We start from the raw sequence: 15,420 nt of genomic DNA on the forward strand, positions 1-15,420 counted from the left end.
CTACCGGGGGCGCCGTAGGGAGAACTCGTTGCCGTCGGGGTCGAGCATCAGCGCCCGGTCACTGTCGCCGACGTCGGTGCGGGTCGCGCCGAGGGCGACCAGGCGGGCGATCTCCGCCTCCCGGTCGGCGTCGGCGGGGAGTGCCAGTTCGAGGTACAGCCTGTTCGGGCCGGTCTTCGGTGCCACCGGAGGGCCGCCCCAGGTGATCTTGGTGCCGCCGTTCGGCGACTGGATCGCGGTCTCCTCGTCCTGGTCCCAGACCAGTGGCCACCCCAGCGCCTCGCTCCAGAAGTAGCCGACCTGCTGCGTGCCGTCGCAGGCCAGCGCACCGATGGAGCCGGTGTCGGCGAGGAAGTTGTTGCCCGCCCCGATGACGCAGAACTCGTTGCCGTCCGGATCGGCGAGCACCACGTGCCCCTCCTCCGGGAGTTGGCCCACGTCGAGGTGCTTCCCGCCGAGTCCGAGCGCCCTGGCGACCGTCTGCTGCTGGTCCTCCGGGGTGGCGCTCGTCAGGTCGAAGTGCGCCTGGTTCTGACGGGTCTTCGGCTCCTGGCTCGGCAGGAAGCGGATGCGGAACCCGGCGGCATCCGGCGGCAGGATCACGGTGCCCTGATCGGTGCCGTCCGCCAACTCCCAGCCCAGGAGCCCGGACCAGAACCGGGCCAGGCCCGAAGGCCGGGTCGCGTTGAAGCAGATCGCGAACAGTTGACTGGTCATACCCCGTGCATCTCCGATCCACTGACGGCCGGTGCGGGGCCGCGCGCCCGCCCGGGAGTTTCAGCCTAGCGGGGAGGCACGGCGTAGTAGGAGGACGCTGTCCGGTACGGCGGAGGTACCGCGTGCGGGGCGGGCGGAGGGGAGGAGTTCGAGCCGTTCGCAGCGCCAGCCGGCGGCTTCGAGCGGGGTCAGGTCGGCGAGGCCGTGCAGCTCCAGCGGCGCGCCGGCGGCCCGTGCGGTGGCGGTGAGCAGCCGGGCGGAGTCGACGGAGACGACGTCGCAGAGCCAGCTGACTGAGCTGCCGAGAGGGGCCAAGGTACGGGCCAGCGCCTGGAGTTGGCGTGGTGGTAGGTAGGTGAGCAGGCCCTCGGCCAGGACGGTGACCCGGCGCCCGGCGGTACGCGGGGTGAGCAGCGCCGTGAGCGTGGCGAGGTCGGTCACGTCACAGCGCAGCCGTTCGACGGGGGCATCACCGACCGGGAGCAGGGCGTCCTTGACGTCGAGCACCGGTGCGGTGTCGACCTCGACGGCCCGGCATCCGGTGGGCCAGTCGAGCCGGTAGGGGCGGGAGTCGAAGCCTGCCCCGAGGTTGACGCAGACCTCCGCCGAGCCCTCGTGCAGGAGTTCGGTGAGCAGCCGGTCCAGGAGGAGGGTGCGGGCCACCACGACCGAGGGCCCGGCGGTGTGGTGGGTGATGCCCCGGACGGAGTCCGGGCAGCGCTCGGCGAAGCGGCGCGCGTACGGGTCGTCCAGCGCCGGGCCGGCCTCGGCGCGGGCGAGCGCGGTGAGGTAGGCGGTGGCCGGGAGGTGGGCGTGGGCGTGGGCGTCGGTGGTCGGGCTGTCCATGGAGGTCACTCCCAGCGGAACAGGCGTACGGCGGCGACCGCTCCGGCCAGTACGACGGCGGCCAGCACGCTGACGTCCAGGGCGACATCGGTGGGGCTGCCGAGCCAGGCGTGTTGGAGCAGCCGGACGGCGTACGTCGCGGGCAGGACGTCGGCGATCGCGCGCATCGCCGGGGGGAAGATCTGGAGCGGGATGGTCGCCCCGGAGAGGAAGATCATCGGGAAGTAGACCAGGTTCGCGATCGCCACCGCCGCACGCTCGGACGGGGCGACGGCCGCGATCACCCCGCCGATCGCGTAGAGCGCGAGCGTGGCCAGCGCCAGCGCGCCGACCGCCGCGAGCGCCGCCTGCGGGGCGTGCAGGCCGAACGCGGCGTAGCCGACCACGACCAGCAGCAGCGCGCCGAGCGCACTGAGCACCACGTTGACCAGCCCCTGGGCGAGCAGGAAGGCCGAGGCGTCGACCGGGGTCGCCCGGAAGCGCTTGAGGATCTTGCGGTCCCGGTACTCCGCGAGCCCGAGCGGGAAGCTCATCAGCCCGGTGACGGCGACCACCAGCACCAGGTACGCCGGGACGGACATGTCGACCGTGCCCCGGCCGTCGAACTGGCTCGACGGCTTGTTGCCGTAGATGCCGCCGAACATGCAGAGCAGCAGGACGGGGAAGGCGAGCGCGAAGAACACCGGCGCGAAGTTCCGCGCCATCCGCAGGCTCTCGAACCGGACCACCCGCAACAGCAGTGTCACGTCAACGGCTCCTCTCCGGGCTGGGTGCACCCTCGACCAGCCCGAGGTAGGCGTCCTCGAAGGCCGGTGAACGGTGCTGGACGGCAGAGGCGGGCAGCCCGGCGGCCCGCACCAGGTCGGTGAGCCGGTTGAAGTCCTCGGGGAAGCGGCCGGTGTAGTTCAGCCGCCGGGGCACGGTGCTGGGCCGCTTGGCGAGACCGAGGCAGTCCAGTTGGTGCGCGAGGTCGGCGTCCGGGCCGGTGCTGTCCAGATCGACCCGGAAGGCCGCCTGGCCGCCGTGCGCCGCGGTCAGCCGGGCGGGGGTGTCGAAGGCGAGCAGCTCGCCCGAGCGCAGCACGCCGACCCGGGCGCACAGCGTCTCGACCTCCTCCATGTCGTGCGAGGTGAGCAGCACGGCCACGCCGCGCGCGGCCAGGTCGAGGACGCAGCTCCAGGTGTCCCGGCGCCCTCGCGGGTCGAGGCCGGTGGTCAGCTCGTCCAGGACGACCAGCCGGACGTCACCGGTCTGAGCCAATGCCAGTGCCAGCCGCTGGCGTTGGCCGCCGGAGAGGGTCGAGATCAGGCTGCGCCGCCGGTCGGCCAGGCCGAAGGTCTCCAGCAGGGCGTGCGCGGCGCCGGGTGCGCGGTAGATCGCCTCGTACAGGTCGCAGAGCTCGCCGACCCGGGCCCGGCTGGGGAAGAGCGACTCCTGGAGCTGCATGCCGACGAGGTGGCCGACCGCCTTGCGGTCGCGCTGCGGATCGACGCCGCAGAGCGATATCGACCCGCCGGTGACGGCCCGTCGGAGGCCGCCGACCGATTCGACGATCGAGGTCTTGCCCGCGCCGTTCGGCCCGACCAGCCCGACGATCTCCCCGGCGGCGACCTGGAAGGAGATCTCCCGCGCGGCGGTCAACGAGCCGTAGGTGATGGTGAGTCGGTCGACGTCAAGGACCACCGTCATAGGTTGACCCTCCTGGGTTGGCTGGTGGCGGAGGCGGCGCTCATGGTGGTGTAGAACCCGGCGAACGACATGTGCAGGAGCACGGCGGGCACGATGCTGCCGGTGGCCGCGATCAGGGTGGTGCCCGCCGCTCCGAGGATCACGCTCGACGTCCCCATCACGTACGCCTGTACGGGAGTCGTTACCAGGACGACCTGGCCGAGGGCGAAGATCAGGGTGCTGGCTCCGGCGGCGAGCAGGAATCCGCCGCCGAGTGAGCCGATGCCCAGGAAGACGATGCCTCGGAAGACCACCTCCTCCACCAGTGCGGCGACCGCCGGGACGGCCCAGCGGTAGTGGCGGGGGAGGGTCAGGATCGAGGAGATCCACTGGATGCGGGCGATCTCGCCAGGTACGTCGACGCCCGGCTTCCAGCGGTAGAGCAGGGAGACGCACAGGGTGTTGAGGCTGGACGTGCCGGCCATCGCGAGGAGCAGCGCGAAGCCGCCCGCGAGGGAGGGCGTGCCCAGAATCTGACTGAGCGTCAGATCTGTCAGAGGCGTGAGCGCGAGCAGCACCGCGCCGCCGAGGGCGAGGTAGAGCGCGGTTGCGAAGACCGCGAACGCCCGGTCGGGGTGCCCGCCGGTGAGGTCGCCCAGGTGGAGCGCCAGGCGTCGGCGGACGGCAGGGTCGCCGAAGGGCAGCCGGTAGAGCGCCAGCCAGACGGCGACGGCTCCGGTGCAGGCGGCGGCGTACGCGAGCGGGTTCACGTGGCGGCGGCCTGCCTCGACCCGCGTGTCCCGAGCGCGAACACGGCCAGATTCTGGCTCAGATGGGCGACCAGCGGCACGAGCAGGCTGCCGGACGCGACGAGGGCGAGGCCGAACACCGCCCCGGACACCGCCTTCTGGGCGACCGCCGGGCCGCCGAAGAAGAGGTGCCCGAGCGCGTACGCGACCGCCGCGAAGGCGATCGCCACGCCGGAGGGCAGTAGCAGGCGCTCGTGCAGGACCCCGATCCACAACCCCCGGTAGAGGACCTCCTCGGCGACGGCCGTCACCGCGATGGAGCCGAGGTAGGCGGCGCCGAGCGGTGTGACGGCCGTGACGGCGAGCCGCAGGCCACGCTGCCCGCGCAGCAGCTTCGGCACCGCGCCGACGGCGAACTCCACCGCCACCAGGGCGGTTCCGGCGGCGACGGCGAGCGCGAGCCAGCGCGGGTCCGCCCGCCAGGCCGTGAGGTAGCCGGGGGTGAAGTGCCCGGCCGCCGCCACGGCCAGGGCCAGCGCCCCGACGGCCAGGTAGGCCGCCGGGACGCCGAGCCGGGCCCGCGCCGCAGCGGCGCCCCGGGTGGCTACCGAGGTGGCGAACGAGGTGGCCACCCGGACGAGTTCGGCGGGGGCGATGGTCGCCGCCACCGTCAGGCACTCAAGGTAGCGGGTGTGGGACCACATTGGTCACGCCCCCGTAGCCTCGCATCCGGGGGTGGCCGCTCGCCGGGAACCCGGGCAGGCACATGCTGAGCAGCTCCGGGATGAGCACCCGGACGACCTTCCAGGGCGTGTCCGCGAGCTCCGGCGGGGTGATGTCGAGATAGCTCGCCCACTCGCTGACCTGCGCGAGATCACCGATCAGCCGCCGGATCGCCGCCTGGTCGTCGTCCGCGTAGGCGGGCACCGACCCGAAGCCGATCCGGCCCGAGGTGCGGCTCTCCACGGCGGCGAGTTTGCGCTCGGCGTCGTGCGGGGCCGCGAAGTACAGCACGTTGGTGTCGAGATCGGTGTAGGCGGAGCCGTTCTGGGCGAAGTGCACGCTCGGGAGGTCGAAGACGGTACTGAACATGCCGATGCCGAGGATCGCCGTCGCCTCGGCCGAGCCGCGCAGCAGCGCGTAGCGCGGGTCCGGGTCGGCCTGGAGGCCGAAGGCGATGTACGGCAGCTTGCGGTCGCGGCGCACCAGGGTGACGCCCATGTTCGGCAGCGGCAGCTCGGGCCGGCTGAGCTGGGTGACCCGCACCTCGTACGGGCCGTCCGGCGCCAGGCCCGAGACGGCCAGCAACTCGTGCTCGGCCGGGCCGAGTTCGACGACCGGCGCCTTGGCGTCGGTGTACCAGTTGAGGACGAAGCCGTCGATCTGCACGGCCTCCACCAGCGCCCCGAGCAGGGCCTTGTCGAGCGAGACGTGGGCCGCCGTGCCGGTGGAGAAGGACGGGGTGAACATCTTGTCCTGGTACGTCGTGCTGCTGCGAAAGCCCAGGAACATCAACTGGGCGGGCACGTAGACGTCCTGGCCCGGCCGGGTCAGGGACGGGCAGGCGATCCACGCGATGACGTCGTCCTCGGTGGGCAGTTCGGGGGAGTAGCGGTGCATCATCCGGGCCAGCTGCTGTTGCTGCCGGGCGGTGAAGATGCCGAGCAGCTCCAGCGGCATGCAGGCGTTCCGGGAGGAGAGGGCCTTGTAGGAGGCGTACTCCACCCGGTGCTCGAAGAGCGTCATCGCCATGATCGCGGCGTACCGCTCGACCGCCTCACCGGTGAGCCGGGTGACGGCCTCCTCGTTGGTCGGGCCGTAACCCGCCAGGTGGTACTGCATCTTCATGTGCGGGTCGGCCATCGCGAGCCGGTGGTACTGCGGCATCGCCGCCGTCGCCGAGCGCAGGAAGGGTTCGCCCTCCACCGCGGCGACGGAGACCAGCATGCCCGGCAGGATGCCGCCCTGGTTGCCGCCGAGCTTCGCGTACCGGCCGAGCGCGGCCGTCATGCCCGGGTAGCCGCGCATCGGCAGGCCGCTCATCGCGGCTCCCCGAGGGCGCCCCGGACGTGGCGGTCCACGACCACCCGGCTGTTGAAGTTGACCTCCTGCACGATGTCCCGCGAGACGTGCCCGCAGGCCGGGCAGGTGGCGATCCGCTGCACGTCCTGCGCCTGCATCTCGTACGTCGGCAGGTAGATGCTCAACGCCCGGCCGAGGAAGCGCGAGGTGCCGAGCGAGCGCAGCAGCACCGCCTCGTTGACCAGGAAGGCGCAGAGCATCGCCTCGACGCCGTTGGCGCGGTGGGCAGTTGCCGGTGCGCCCGCGCCGGTGAAGGCGTGGTAGCCGACGTGGTCCTCCAGGCGGGCCAGCGAGCGCTGCTCGAAGCACTCCAGGCAGCCGGTGCGCGGGCTCTGGGTGCCGACCACCGTCGCGAACGGGCCGTCGACCAGGCCCACCACGACGGGCTTCTCCAGGCTGCAGGCCAGCCGGTTGAGATTGCGCAGGGTGAGGATCGACGCCTGGCTGATGCTGACGACCAGCGAGTCGCAGTGCTCGACGTAGCCGCCGAGCCGCTTGAGGGCGTCGGCGGCGCCCAGGCCGCCCATGCCGGAGGTGAGGTCGGCGCCGTGCAGCTCGCGCATGAACTCCGATGGCAGCAGCTCTATTTCGGCGCCGAGCGCCTCGGCCTGCCCGGCGACGTAGGCCGTCGCCGAGGGGGAGTCGGCGGCGAAGCCGACACCCGCCTCGGCGGACTCGGCCGAGCCGTAGAGGTCGAGATTGCCCAGCAGCACCCGGGCCATGTCCGCGCCGCGCTCGAAGGCGCGGTCGAAGGCCAGGAAGCCGGCCTGGCGCAGCTCGGTGAGGACCATGCCGAGGTTGGCCCGCTCGACGGGGGAGAGCCCGTCGGCGCCCTCGAACGATCCGTCGGCCGTCCCACCGGAGGCGAGGGTGGCGAAGAAGGAGGTCATCGCGCCCTGCACGGCCGGTGATTCGGCCCGCAGGTCGATCGTCACCTCCTGGAAGTTCCAGATGCCCCAGCGGAGTCGGATGACGTGCGGCTCCACGGCGAGCAGGCGCACCGAAGTGGCCAGCCCGAGCCGGGGCTCGGTCGGTGCAACGGTCATGAACGGCTAGACCTCTCCGTGTCCGACGAGGGTGAAGTGCACGACATGGCGGGAGGTGCCGTCGTACCCCATGGTCTTTTCGAGCTGCTGCTTGTCGTACCCGCCCTGGTCGCAGGCGATCATGCCGAGCGCCGTCCGGGCCAGGTGCACGTTCTGCGAGATGCCGCCGACCTCGATCAGCGCGTACACCAGGCCGCTGTCGCCGTACTTCTGGGTGTTGACGTACATGTCGTAGAGGTAGACGAGCGCGAAGGCGACCTTGTCCAGCTCCACGTCCGCCGTCCACAGGTGATCGGCGAGGCCGACCGGGGTCGGCGTCGGGCGCACCGGGTGCAGGGTGTGGCTGTGCGGCTGGTACTCGTACGCGCCCGGGGCCAGGCCCTTGACGTGCTGGGCGAGGACACCTAGGCGGATCGGGTAGAGACCGCCGCCGGAGGGGGAGTTGCGCAGCGGAACCGCCGCGTCCGGGTCCTGGGCGGTCGGCACGGGCAGGCTGCCGGAGATGCCCTGGCCGTGCCAGAGGACGGTGGCCAGCTCGTCGAGGGTGGCGGGTTTCCCGGAGAAGCCCCGGCCGCTGCGGCGGGACATGACGGTGGAGCTCAGGCCGGTCTTGAGCCGGCGGTGCTCCGGCAGGGCGATCGCGGCGTCGAGGCGCTCACGCAGGTCGCTGTGCGCGGTGGAGAGCACCGCGTCGTGCGCGTAGTACCGGGACACCCCGAGCTGCATGCCCAGATCCCGGTTGCTGCGGCGGTGGTTGAGCAGCAGCTCCTCGCCCGCGAAGCCCTCGACCGCAGGGCTCCAGCGCCCGCGCACCACGGCCTCCGGGGCCCGGACCACCGTCGTCGCGCTGTACGTGGAGATGGAGGTGTGCTGCTGGCTGAAGCCGGCCACCGAAGCGAGATAGGGGTGCCTGTCGAGATAGCCGGAGACGGCTTCCTCGGAATCCTTCAACGACATCTTCTGCCTGAGTGCCTTTCGTCGGCGTCCCGGTGGTTGACGACGGCCACCGGGCGGGCGGAAGAAGCCCCGCCCGGCAGTTGCACCTACCAGGAACAGCAGGAGCTGCAACAGCAGTTGCCGCCGCCGCACGTCGTGCTGGCGCCCGGGGCGACCTGGACGAACGCGCCGCCAGTGGCGGTGCTGCCGATCTGGCTCGAGAAGCTCAACATGTTCCTTCACCTCCAACCCTGGTAATTGACGGGGGTGTTGGGGATCGAGCGGCTTGGAGCCTAGCAACAAACCCGATCCCTGGATATGGGGTGGAAGCAGCCTTTAATCGATGCGTTCCGGCCCGGAACAGTGCGAGAATGCGGCAGAAGAGATCACCGGCGGTAATGGCGGAGGAGAACCGAGGATGACCGGCAGCTGGGAGAGCTTCGGCCCGTACAGCACGGAGGTGCCCCGCACCCCACTGCCCGACGAGCGGCGGCCCGGCCTGGGCGTGCCGCTCACGCTGCGCCCGGTGGCCGACGAACTCGCCGTGCAGCGCCCGGTCTTCGAGCCCGCGCTGAAGCACCTGCGGAACGCCTACCGGGCCGGCGACCCGCAGTACGCCGACCCGGCCGTGGAGCGCGCCTGGCACACCGCCCGGCGGGCCGCCATGGAGCTGGTGCTCACCGCCCTCGCCGGCACGCCCTGGGCCGCACACCTCGTGCTGCGCGGCAGCGTCGCCCTCGCCGCCTGGATCGGCGCCGAGGCCCGCGAGCCGGGCGATCTGGATTTCGTCGTCGTCCCCGAGAGCTGGGCGATGCCGGAGCCCCGGACGGCCCGGATGCTGACCGAGATCGCCTTGGCAGCAGAGGAGTTGAGCCTCGGTGGTGAGATCCGGATCAGCGCGGCGGAGGCTGTGAGCGAGGAGATCTGGACGTACGACCGGGTGCCCGGCTGCCGCCTGGTGCTCCCCTGGACGGCCCCCGGCACGGCCGGCGGCACCGTCCAGCTCGACTTCGTCTTCAACGAGTACCTGCACACCGACCCCGAGCCGACCACCGTCGCCGAGGGCGTCACCCTGAACGCCGCCACCCCCGAACTGTCCCTCGCCTGGAAGCTCTGCTGGCTGCTGACCGACCTGCACGCCCAGGGCAAGGACCTCTACGACGCCGTGCTCCTCGCCGAGCGCTACCCGCTGCGCCCGGAGGTCTTCCACGCCGCGTACCTGGAGGCCGACCTGCGGGCGGCGACGCTCCCCTACGGGCTGGACGGCCTGGAGCAGCTGGCGGCGGAGGTGGAATGGGACCACTTCGCGGCCGAGTACCCGTCCGTCACCGGCGACGCGCAGGAGTACGTGCTCCGGCTGATGGTGGCGCTGGAGCCGACCTTCCGGGGGCCGGTGGGCAGCTCGGCCCAGGGGAGCGAGTACGAGCGGAAGGCTCGCCTGGTCGCGCCGCTGGTGGCCCGCTACCGCGCGCTCCTGGAGCAGGCCGGTCTGCCCGCGGTGCTGGCGGCGCTGGCCCGTGCGGAGGCGCCGCTGCTGCCCGCCGTCGTGGTGGTGCGCGAGCTGCTGGGCCGTGAGCGGCATGGCCCGCGCGAGGTGCTCGCGCTGCTGCTGGAGCACCCGTCCTGGGTGGGCTGGGCCCGGCACTACGAGCAGCGGCAGGCTGCCCTGGAGCACTCGATCGCCGGGCTCTGCGAGTGAACGCCCCTCCCCGCCCGGCCCTGTCCGATCAGGCCTGGAGGCGCTCCAGGATGCGCTCCATCCCGCTGGTCCAGTTGTGCCGGAGCGCGACGGCGGCCTCCTCGACGCTGCCGCCGAGGAGGCACTCGGCGATCCGCTCGTGCTCCTCGGCGGTGCGCTCCAGCACGTCCTGATCGCCGACGGCGAGGCGTTCGTAGCGGTGCATGGTGAGCTTGAGGCTGGTGATCAGATCCATCAGCCGCTCGTTGCGACAGCCGGAGAGCAGTAGGTCGTGCCAGGCGTCGTCGTAGCGCTCTATCACGTCGTACGGCGCCTGCGGTGCGTTGAAGGCGCGGGCCTCGGCGAGCAGGCGGGGGGCGATGTCGCGCAGGTGCCCCGGGTCGGAGAGCTCCAGCGCCAGCGACTCCATGGCGGCCACGATGGTGGTCAGATCGCGGAACTCCTGGGCGCTGAGCAGGGCGAAGCGGAAGCCCTTGCCGCGCTCGCTGGTGATGATGCCCTCCCGTTCGAGGGTGATCATCGCCTCCCGCAACGGCGTACGGCTGACGCCGAGTTCGGCCGCGAGGTGGACTTCGTTGACCGGCTCACCGGCGACGAACTCGCCCCTGGCAAGGCGCTCCAGGAGTTCGTCCTTGACCTGCTCGCGCAGGGGACGACGCTCGATCGGCATGGTGCGGCCCTCTCCTCGTTCGTTGAGCTGAGTATCCCAGGGGGCTCGGGTGGTGGACTCGGCGGGCAGGCGTCAGGCGGTGCCGGCGCCGTCGACGGCTATCACGGCGCCGCTGACGAACGCGGCGGCGTCGCTGGCCAGGAAGGCGACAGTGCGGGCGATGTCTTGCGGCTGGCCGATCCGGCCGAGCGGGCGGTCGGCGGCGTCGGCGTAGAAGGACTCGACGCTCTCGCCGAGTTGGCGGGCCTCCTCGGCCAGCATGCCGGTCGCGGTGTCGCCCGGACAGACGCAGTTGACCCGGATGTTGGCCGGCCCGTGGTCGATCGCCATCGCCCGGGTCAGGTTGACCACCGCGCCCTTGGAGGCGCAGTACGAGACGGCCCGCGCCCCGCCCTTGATGCCCCAGCCGGAGCCGGTGTTGACGATGCTGCCGCCGCCGCTCGCGGCCATCAGCGGGACCACCAGGCCGCTGAGCAGCATCACCGAGCGGACGTTGACGGCCATCACCAGATCCCAGTCGTCGTCGGTGATCTCGCAGACCGTCGAACGGCGGATGATGCCCGCGTTGTTGAACAGCACGTCGACCCCGCCGTGCAGGGCGACGGCGGTGTCGACCACCCGGGCGCAGTCCTCCCGGCGGGAGACGTCGCACCGGACGAACACCCCGCCGGTCTCCTTCGCGGCCTCCTCGCCGCGCTCGCGGTCGAGGTCGGCGATGACGACGACGGCGCCGAGCTCGGCCAGCAGGGCGGCGGTGGCCCGGCCGATGCCGGAGGCTCCGCCGGTGACGACGGCCCGCTTGCCTTCGAGGTTGATCACGTGAGCTCCTGTGGGGTCAGTGGACGGCGCGGTAGAGCGCCAGGCGGCCGTGGCCGGTGATCACCGGGAGGTGGCCGGCGAGGTCATGGTCGAGCGACTCGTCGCCGGTGTCGAGCAACAGCGGCCGCCCGCCCAGCGCGGCGAGCTTCGCCTCGGTGCACAGGACCAGCAGCCGCCCCCGCCCGGCGGCGCGGAGCAGTGCGGGGGAGAGCTGCTGGTTGCCCCGGCCGAGCAGGAAGCCCTGCCCGCCGGTGGGGGAGAGCGCCACCCAGGGCACCCGGCCGCGCAGGTGGGTGTGCAGCTCGGCGGCGCCGAGGTCGGCCGCGAGCAGCCGCAGGCCGTCGCCGCTGCGGGTGAGCAGGTCGACGCCCAGCAGGGTGGTCCCGGCGCCCAGCGCGGCGGCGGCCGCCCGGGTGGTGGTGCCGGGGCCGAGCACCAGCAGTTCGCCCTCGGCGAGGCGGGAGCGCAGCTCGGCGGCGATGCCGCCGACGGCGGCGGGGTCGAGGGCGGTGCTGCCGGTCTTGCGCTGCTGGAGGCGCAGCGGCAGCTCCGGGACGGGCAGGTGGCCGTGCAGCCTGGCCCCCAACCGGCCCTCGCGCAGGGCCTGTTCGTCGAGGTCCAGCACCTCGCGGTCGTGCACGGGCAGGCCGGCGCCGCGGAGATGGGCGGCGGCGGCCTCACCGGCGGCCCGGGGGTGCACGGCGAACACAGCGGAGTGCATCTTGACGCCGGTCGGCACCCCGAGCACCGGGCAGCCGGGCTCGGCATCGTGGACGTCGCGGGCGGTGCCGTCGCCCCCGGCGAAGAGCAGCAGCCGCACCCCGGCCCGGCGCAGCGCCCGGACGGTGGCGCGGGTGTCCGCCGGGGTGGTGGGCCGGCCCGGGTCGTGCACGAGCTGCGGGTGCAGCCCGGCGGCGGTGGCCGAGTCGGCGCCCATCGGCCCGCCGGCGGTGAGGAGTTGGAACCCGCCGGGGTGGCGGGCGGTCAGCTCGGCGAGGGCCAGCGCGGCGCGCTCCACGGCGTGCGGCCGGGCGCCGAGCTGTGCGGCCAGGGCCTGCACCGCCGGGCCGTCGCTGCCCTTGAGGCCGACCGCGCCGCCCACCCCGGCGACGGGGTTGACCACCAGCCCGACCCGGGGAGTCGTCACACCTCCTCGCCGAGGATCTTGCGGCGGTAGGCCCGCCAGGTGACGGCCCAGCGCGCCGGGTCGTCCAGGGTCTCCGGGCGGATGCGGTGGACGGCGGCGCGGTGCGGCGCGGTGCGGACGGTCTCCGGGTCCTCGTACGCCTCGCGGGCGATCTCGGCGAGGATCGCCGCGTACTCGTCCAGGTCGGCCCGGGAGTAGGACTCGGTCGGCTCCAGCGTCATCGGCTCGGGGACGACGTACGGGTGGTGGCTGGTCCAGTAGTGGGTGCCGAAGTCGGCGGCCCGGTAGCCGAGTTCCTCGCTGTGCAGGCCGGTGTCGGCATTCAGCCGCTGCCAGCTGTAGCGGACCTGTTCGAGCCGGGGGCGGCCCTCGGCGTACGGCACCGAGACGCCCTGGATGCGGAGCACCTGGTGCATCAGGTAGTTGTTGTTCAGCACGGCCGTCTCGGCGGCGGTGCGCAGGCCCTCGGCGCCCATCGTCATGATCCAGGCGTAGGCGCGGACGAGGTTCGGCACCACGCCGTAGTACGGGCGGATCTTGCCGACCGACTCGGGCCGGTCGTCGTCCAGGCGGTACCGCTCGCCGTCGAACTCGACGGTGGGGCGCGGCAGGTAGGGCGCGAGTGCCTCGGTGACGGCGCAGGCTCCGGCCGCCGGGCCGCCGCAGGCGTGCGGGGTGGAGAAGGTCTTGTGCAGGTTGAAGTGGCAGAGGTCGAAGCCCGCCTCGCGGGCCCGGGTGATGCCGAGGATGCCGTTGGCGTTCGCCTGGTCGTAGGCGGCGAGGCCGCCGGCCTCGTGGACGAGCGCGACGAACTCCGCGATCCGGGGGTTGTAGATCCCGGTGTCCTCGGGGTTGGTGATGAGCAGGGCGGCGGTTCGCGGGCCGACGGCGGCCCGCAGCGCCTCGATGTCGGGGTAGCCGTCGGCGTCCGGGTACAGCGTGACGACCTTGAAACCGGCGGTGGCGGCGCAGGCCGCGTTGGAGGGGTGGGAGAACACGGTGGTGATGATCTCGTCGCGCTGCTCCAGCTCGCCCCGGGCGGCGAAGTAGGCGCGGATCATCGCGACGTTCGTCCAGATCGCCGCCGAGCCGGCGCCGGGCTGGAGCGACACCCGGTCCATGCCGGAGATCTCCTTGAGGAGTTGCTCCAGCCGGTGCACCAGCTCCAGCACGCCCTGCACGGTGGACTCGTGCTGGAGCGGGTGCAGGTCGGCGACGGCCGGGTCGCGGACGAAGGTGTCGTTGACCTTGGGGCTGTACTTCATGGTGCAGGTGCCCTGGCCGACGTCGATGTTGAGGTCGACCCCGAGGTTCTCCTGCGAGAGCCGCAGGTAGTGCCGCAGCACGTGCAGTTGGGAGATCTCGGGCAGCTCGGGGGGCGTGGCCCGGCGGAGTGCGGCGGGCAGCCCGGCGAGCGGGTCGCCGACGGTGGCGGCCGTCTCGGGCTCGGGCAGCGGCACGAGCACGCCACGGCTGCCGGGGGTGTGCAGGTCGAAGACGGCGGGCTCGTCCCAGCGGGCCTGCTGGAAGCGGCGCAGCGTCGGTTTGGAGGCGATCCGGCCCGGGGCTGCGGGCACGTGACGGATGGTCACTTGACGATCTCCTGGAGGGTCTCGGCGAGCCGGTCGATCTCGGCCTTGGCGTGCAGCTCGGTGACGCAGTAGAGGGCGTCCGTCGCGTTGAGCGGCCTGCCGCCGAAGATGCCCCGGGCGAGCAGCAGTTCGTCGATCTCGGCGGCGCCGAGCGCGCCGGTGTAGCGCAGCATGAAGTCGGCGAAGTGCACCGAACCGGCGTAGGGCGTCTCGACGCCGGGCACCCCGGCCAGGCGCTGCATCGCGTACGCGGTGTTGGTGAGCACCGCGTCGGCGAGCTCGCGCATCCCGGCGGGGCCCATCAGGGCGAGGTAGACCCCGGCGGCGATGCCATGCAGGGCGGCGGCGGTGCCGACCCACTCCTTGCCCTGCTCGCGGACGGCGAAGGAGGTGCGCTCGTACGCGACGTCACCGAAGCCCAGCTCGCCCGGCACCTCCGTCGGCACCAGGCCGAACAGCCGGGACGGGTACTCGGCGACGAGGTGCTCCTCGTCCCGGGAGGCGATGAACCCGGCGTTGCTGCCGCCGAAGCTCATCGGTAGGCCGAGCGGCTGGATGTCGCCGCAGGTGAGGTCGGCGCCGTAGCCGCTCGGCGGGGTGAGCGCGCCGAGCGAGGCCGGGTTGCAGCCGACCACGTACAACGCACCGGCGGCGTGGGCGAGTCGGCCCAGCTCGGGCAGGGCCGGGTCGACGATGCCGAGGTAGGAGGGGCTCTCGGCGTAGAGCGCGGCGGTGCCGTCGTCGAGCGCGGCGCGGACGGCTGCCAGGTCGGCCCGGCCGGTCGCCGGGTCGACGGGCACGACGGTGAGCTCGTGGTCGGGGCGGACGTAGTCGAGGATCTTGGAGAGCTTGTCCGGGTCGACGGCAGTGGCGACCACCAGCCGCCGCCGCCCGGTGATCCGCCCGGCCATCCGCAGCGCGGTGGCGGCGGCCTGGTAGCCGTCGTAGACCGGCACGTTGACGATGTCGGTCTCCAGCAGCTCGGCCATCAGCGACTGGTACTCCCAGAGCGCCTGGAAGCGGCCGTGGTCCTCGTAGGGCTCGCCGGCGTACGCGGTCAGGAACTCGCTGCGGTTGACGATCTCGTCCACCACGGCCGGTACGTGGTGCTGGTAGCAGCCCGCGCCGAGGAAGCTCAGGGCCTGCCGGGTGGTGGTGCTCCGTCCGAGCAACTGCCGCATGTGCCGGACGAGTTCGGCCTCGGAGCGGAGCGGTGCGGGCAGGTCGAGCGGGCGCCCCAGCCGCAGCGCGGCCGGGATGTCGGCGTAGAAGTCCTCGACGCCCTGGGCGCCGAGGGCGCCGAGCATCGCCGCTCGCACGGCCGGGACGGAGTTCGGGATGTACGGGTGGACGGTCGGGTCCGTCGGTGTCATCTTCCCGCCTTCTCAAGCTTCTTGGCGCACAACTCTTGACGGCCAAGGTCGGGATTCAGTGTGCTGTATACAGCAT

Annotated in this window: 16 protein-coding genes; 2 read left to right on the forward strand and 14 right to left on the reverse strand. The window is 72.6% G+C overall.

Annotated features, from left to right (window positions below; translation table 11 throughout):
- Genes ACR68M_RS33345 through ACR68M_RS33385 form a run of 9 tightly spaced genes read right to left on the reverse strand, consistent with a single transcriptional unit; the run spans position 1 to position 8,059 of the window.
- Positions 1-717, reverse strand: a complete 717-nt coding sequence (locus ACR68M_RS33345) for a VOC family protein (RefSeq protein WP_441247885.1) — start codon at positions 715-717, stop codon at positions 1-3.
- Between the two features lie 60 nt (positions 718-777).
- Positions 778-1,563 carry a class I SAM-dependent methyltransferase gene (locus ACR68M_RS33350; protein WP_441247886.1) on the reverse strand — a complete coding sequence of 262 codons (786 nt, stop codon included), beginning with the start codon at positions 1,561-1,563 and terminating at the stop codon, positions 778-780.
- Between the two features lie 5 nt (positions 1,564-1,568).
- Positions 1,569-2,309 carry an ABC transporter permease gene (locus ACR68M_RS33355; RefSeq protein WP_441247887.1) on the reverse strand — a complete coding sequence of 247 codons (741 nt, stop codon included), beginning with the start codon at positions 2,307-2,309 and terminating at the stop codon, positions 1,569-1,571.
- A 1-nt stretch (position 2,310) separates the two neighbouring features.
- Positions 2,311-3,252: an ABC transporter ATP-binding protein gene (locus ACR68M_RS33360; protein ID WP_441247888.1), complete on the reverse strand. Its 942-nt coding sequence runs from the start codon at positions 3,250-3,252 to the stop codon at positions 2,311-2,313.
- Positions 3,249-4,001: a CPBP family glutamic-type intramembrane protease gene (locus ACR68M_RS33365; protein WP_441247889.1), complete on the reverse strand. Its 753-nt coding sequence runs from the start codon at positions 3,999-4,001 to the stop codon at positions 3,249-3,251. The genes ACR68M_RS33360 and ACR68M_RS33365 overlap by 4 nt, the downstream gene beginning before the upstream one ends.
- Positions 3,998-4,684, reverse strand: a complete 687-nt coding sequence (locus ACR68M_RS33370; RefSeq protein WP_441247890.1) for a CPBP family glutamic-type intramembrane protease — start codon at positions 4,682-4,684, stop codon at positions 3,998-4,000. Before ACR68M_RS33370 ends, ACR68M_RS33365 begins: the two co-directional genes overlap by 4 nt.
- Entirely contained in the window at positions 4,659-6,023 is a 1,365-nt protein-coding gene (locus ACR68M_RS33375) for a YcaO-like family protein (protein WP_441247891.1), read from the reverse strand. The genes ACR68M_RS33370 and ACR68M_RS33375 overlap by 26 nt, the downstream gene beginning before the upstream one ends.
- Entirely contained in the window at positions 6,020-7,108 is a 1,089-nt protein-coding gene (locus ACR68M_RS33380) for a hypothetical protein (RefSeq protein ID WP_441247892.1), read from the reverse strand. The genes ACR68M_RS33375 and ACR68M_RS33380 overlap by 4 nt, the downstream gene beginning before the upstream one ends.
- Positions 7,109-7,114: 6 nt before the next feature.
- Positions 7,115-8,059 (reverse strand): SagB/ThcOx family dehydrogenase, encoded by a 945-nt coding sequence (locus tag ACR68M_RS33385; RefSeq protein WP_441247893.1) that lies wholly within the window; start codon positions 8,057-8,059, stop codon positions 7,115-7,117.
- A 42-nt stretch (positions 8,060-8,101) separates the two neighbouring features.
- Here ACR68M_RS33385 and ACR68M_RS33390 point away from each other — a divergent pair, with 42 nt between their 5' ends.
- A complete protein-coding gene (locus ACR68M_RS33390) occupies positions 8,102-8,302 on the forward strand; it encodes a hypothetical protein (RefSeq protein WP_441247894.1) in 201 nt (66 codons plus the stop codon).
- 160 nt (positions 8,303-8,462) lie between these two features.
- Positions 8,463-9,743: a nucleotidyl transferase AbiEii/AbiGii toxin family protein gene (locus ACR68M_RS33395; protein ID WP_441247895.1), complete on the forward strand. Its 1,281-nt coding sequence runs from the start codon at positions 8,463-8,465 to the stop codon at positions 9,741-9,743.
- A 28-nt stretch (positions 9,744-9,771) separates the two neighbouring features.
- On the opposite strand, the gene ACR68M_RS33400 is transcribed toward ACR68M_RS33395, so the two are convergent.
- The 5 genes from ACR68M_RS33400 to gcvPA form a co-directional block, all read right to left on the reverse strand.
- Positions 9,772-10,413: a GntR family transcriptional regulator gene (locus ACR68M_RS33400; protein ID WP_441247896.1), complete on the reverse strand. Its 642-nt coding sequence runs from the start codon at positions 10,411-10,413 to the stop codon at positions 9,772-9,774.
- A 72-nt stretch (positions 10,414-10,485) separates the two neighbouring features.
- Positions 10,486-11,232, reverse strand: coding sequence for an SDR family NAD(P)-dependent oxidoreductase (locus ACR68M_RS33405; protein ID WP_441247897.1), 747 nt, complete (start codon positions 11,230-11,232; stop codon positions 10,486-10,488).
- 16 nt (positions 11,233-11,248) lie between these two features.
- A complete protein-coding gene (locus ACR68M_RS33410; protein WP_441247898.1) occupies positions 11,249-12,379 on the reverse strand; it encodes an ATP-NAD kinase family protein in 1,131 nt (376 codons plus the stop codon).
- Positions 12,376-13,971 carry an aminomethyl-transferring glycine dehydrogenase subunit GcvPB gene (gene gcvPB / locus ACR68M_RS33415; protein ID WP_441247899.1) on the reverse strand — a complete coding sequence of 532 codons (1,596 nt, stop codon included), beginning with the start codon at positions 13,969-13,971 and terminating at the stop codon, positions 12,376-12,378. Before gcvPB ends, ACR68M_RS33410 begins: the two co-directional genes overlap by 4 nt.
- On the reverse strand, positions 13,968-15,344 hold the full coding sequence (gene gcvPA, locus ACR68M_RS33420) for an aminomethyl-transferring glycine dehydrogenase subunit GcvPA (RefSeq protein ID WP_441247900.1): 1,377 nt from the start codon (positions 15,342-15,344) through the stop codon (positions 13,968-13,970). The genes gcvPB and gcvPA overlap by 4 nt, the downstream gene beginning before the upstream one ends.
- Positions 15,345-15,420 lie beyond the last annotated feature (76 nt).

Origin of the sequence: Kitasatospora sp. McL0602, assembly GCF_052076145.1 — a bacterium.
Taxonomy (GTDB): Bacteria; Actinomycetota; Actinomycetes; order Streptomycetales; family Streptomycetaceae; genus Kitasatospora.

Coding starts and splice junctions, on each gene's coding strand:
- ACR68M_RS33350 (WP_441247886.1), bottom strand. CDS start 1,563: ATGGACAGCCCGACCACCGACGCCCACGCCCACGCCCACCTCCCGGCC.
- ACR68M_RS33375 (WP_441247891.1), bottom strand. CDS start 6,023: ATGAGCGGCCTGCCGATGCGCGGCTACCCGGGCATGACGGCCGCGCTC.
- ACR68M_RS33380 (WP_441247892.1), bottom strand. CDS start 7,108: ATGACCGTTGCACCGACCGAGCCCCGGCTCGGGCTGGCCACTTCGGTG.
- gcvPA (WP_441247900.1), bottom strand. CDS start 15,344: ATGACACCGACGGACCCGACCGTCCACCCGTACATCCCGAACTCCGTC.
- ACR68M_RS33345 (WP_441247885.1), bottom strand. CDS start 717: ATGACCAGTCAACTGTTCGCGATCTGCTTCAACGCGACCCGGCCTTCG.
- ACR68M_RS33370 (WP_441247890.1), bottom strand. CDS start 4,684: ATGTGGTCCCACACCCGCTACCTTGAGTGCCTGACGGTGGCGGCGACC.
- ACR68M_RS33395 (WP_441247895.1), top strand. CDS start 8,463: ATGACCGGCAGCTGGGAGAGCTTCGGCCCGTACAGCACGGAGGTGCCC.
- ACR68M_RS33400 (WP_441247896.1), bottom strand. CDS start 10,413: ATGCCGATCGAGCGTCGTCCCCTGCGCGAGCAGGTCAAGGACGAACTC.
- ACR68M_RS33360 (WP_441247888.1), bottom strand. CDS start 3,252: ATGACGGTGGTCCTTGACGTCGACCGACTCACCATCACCTACGGCTCG.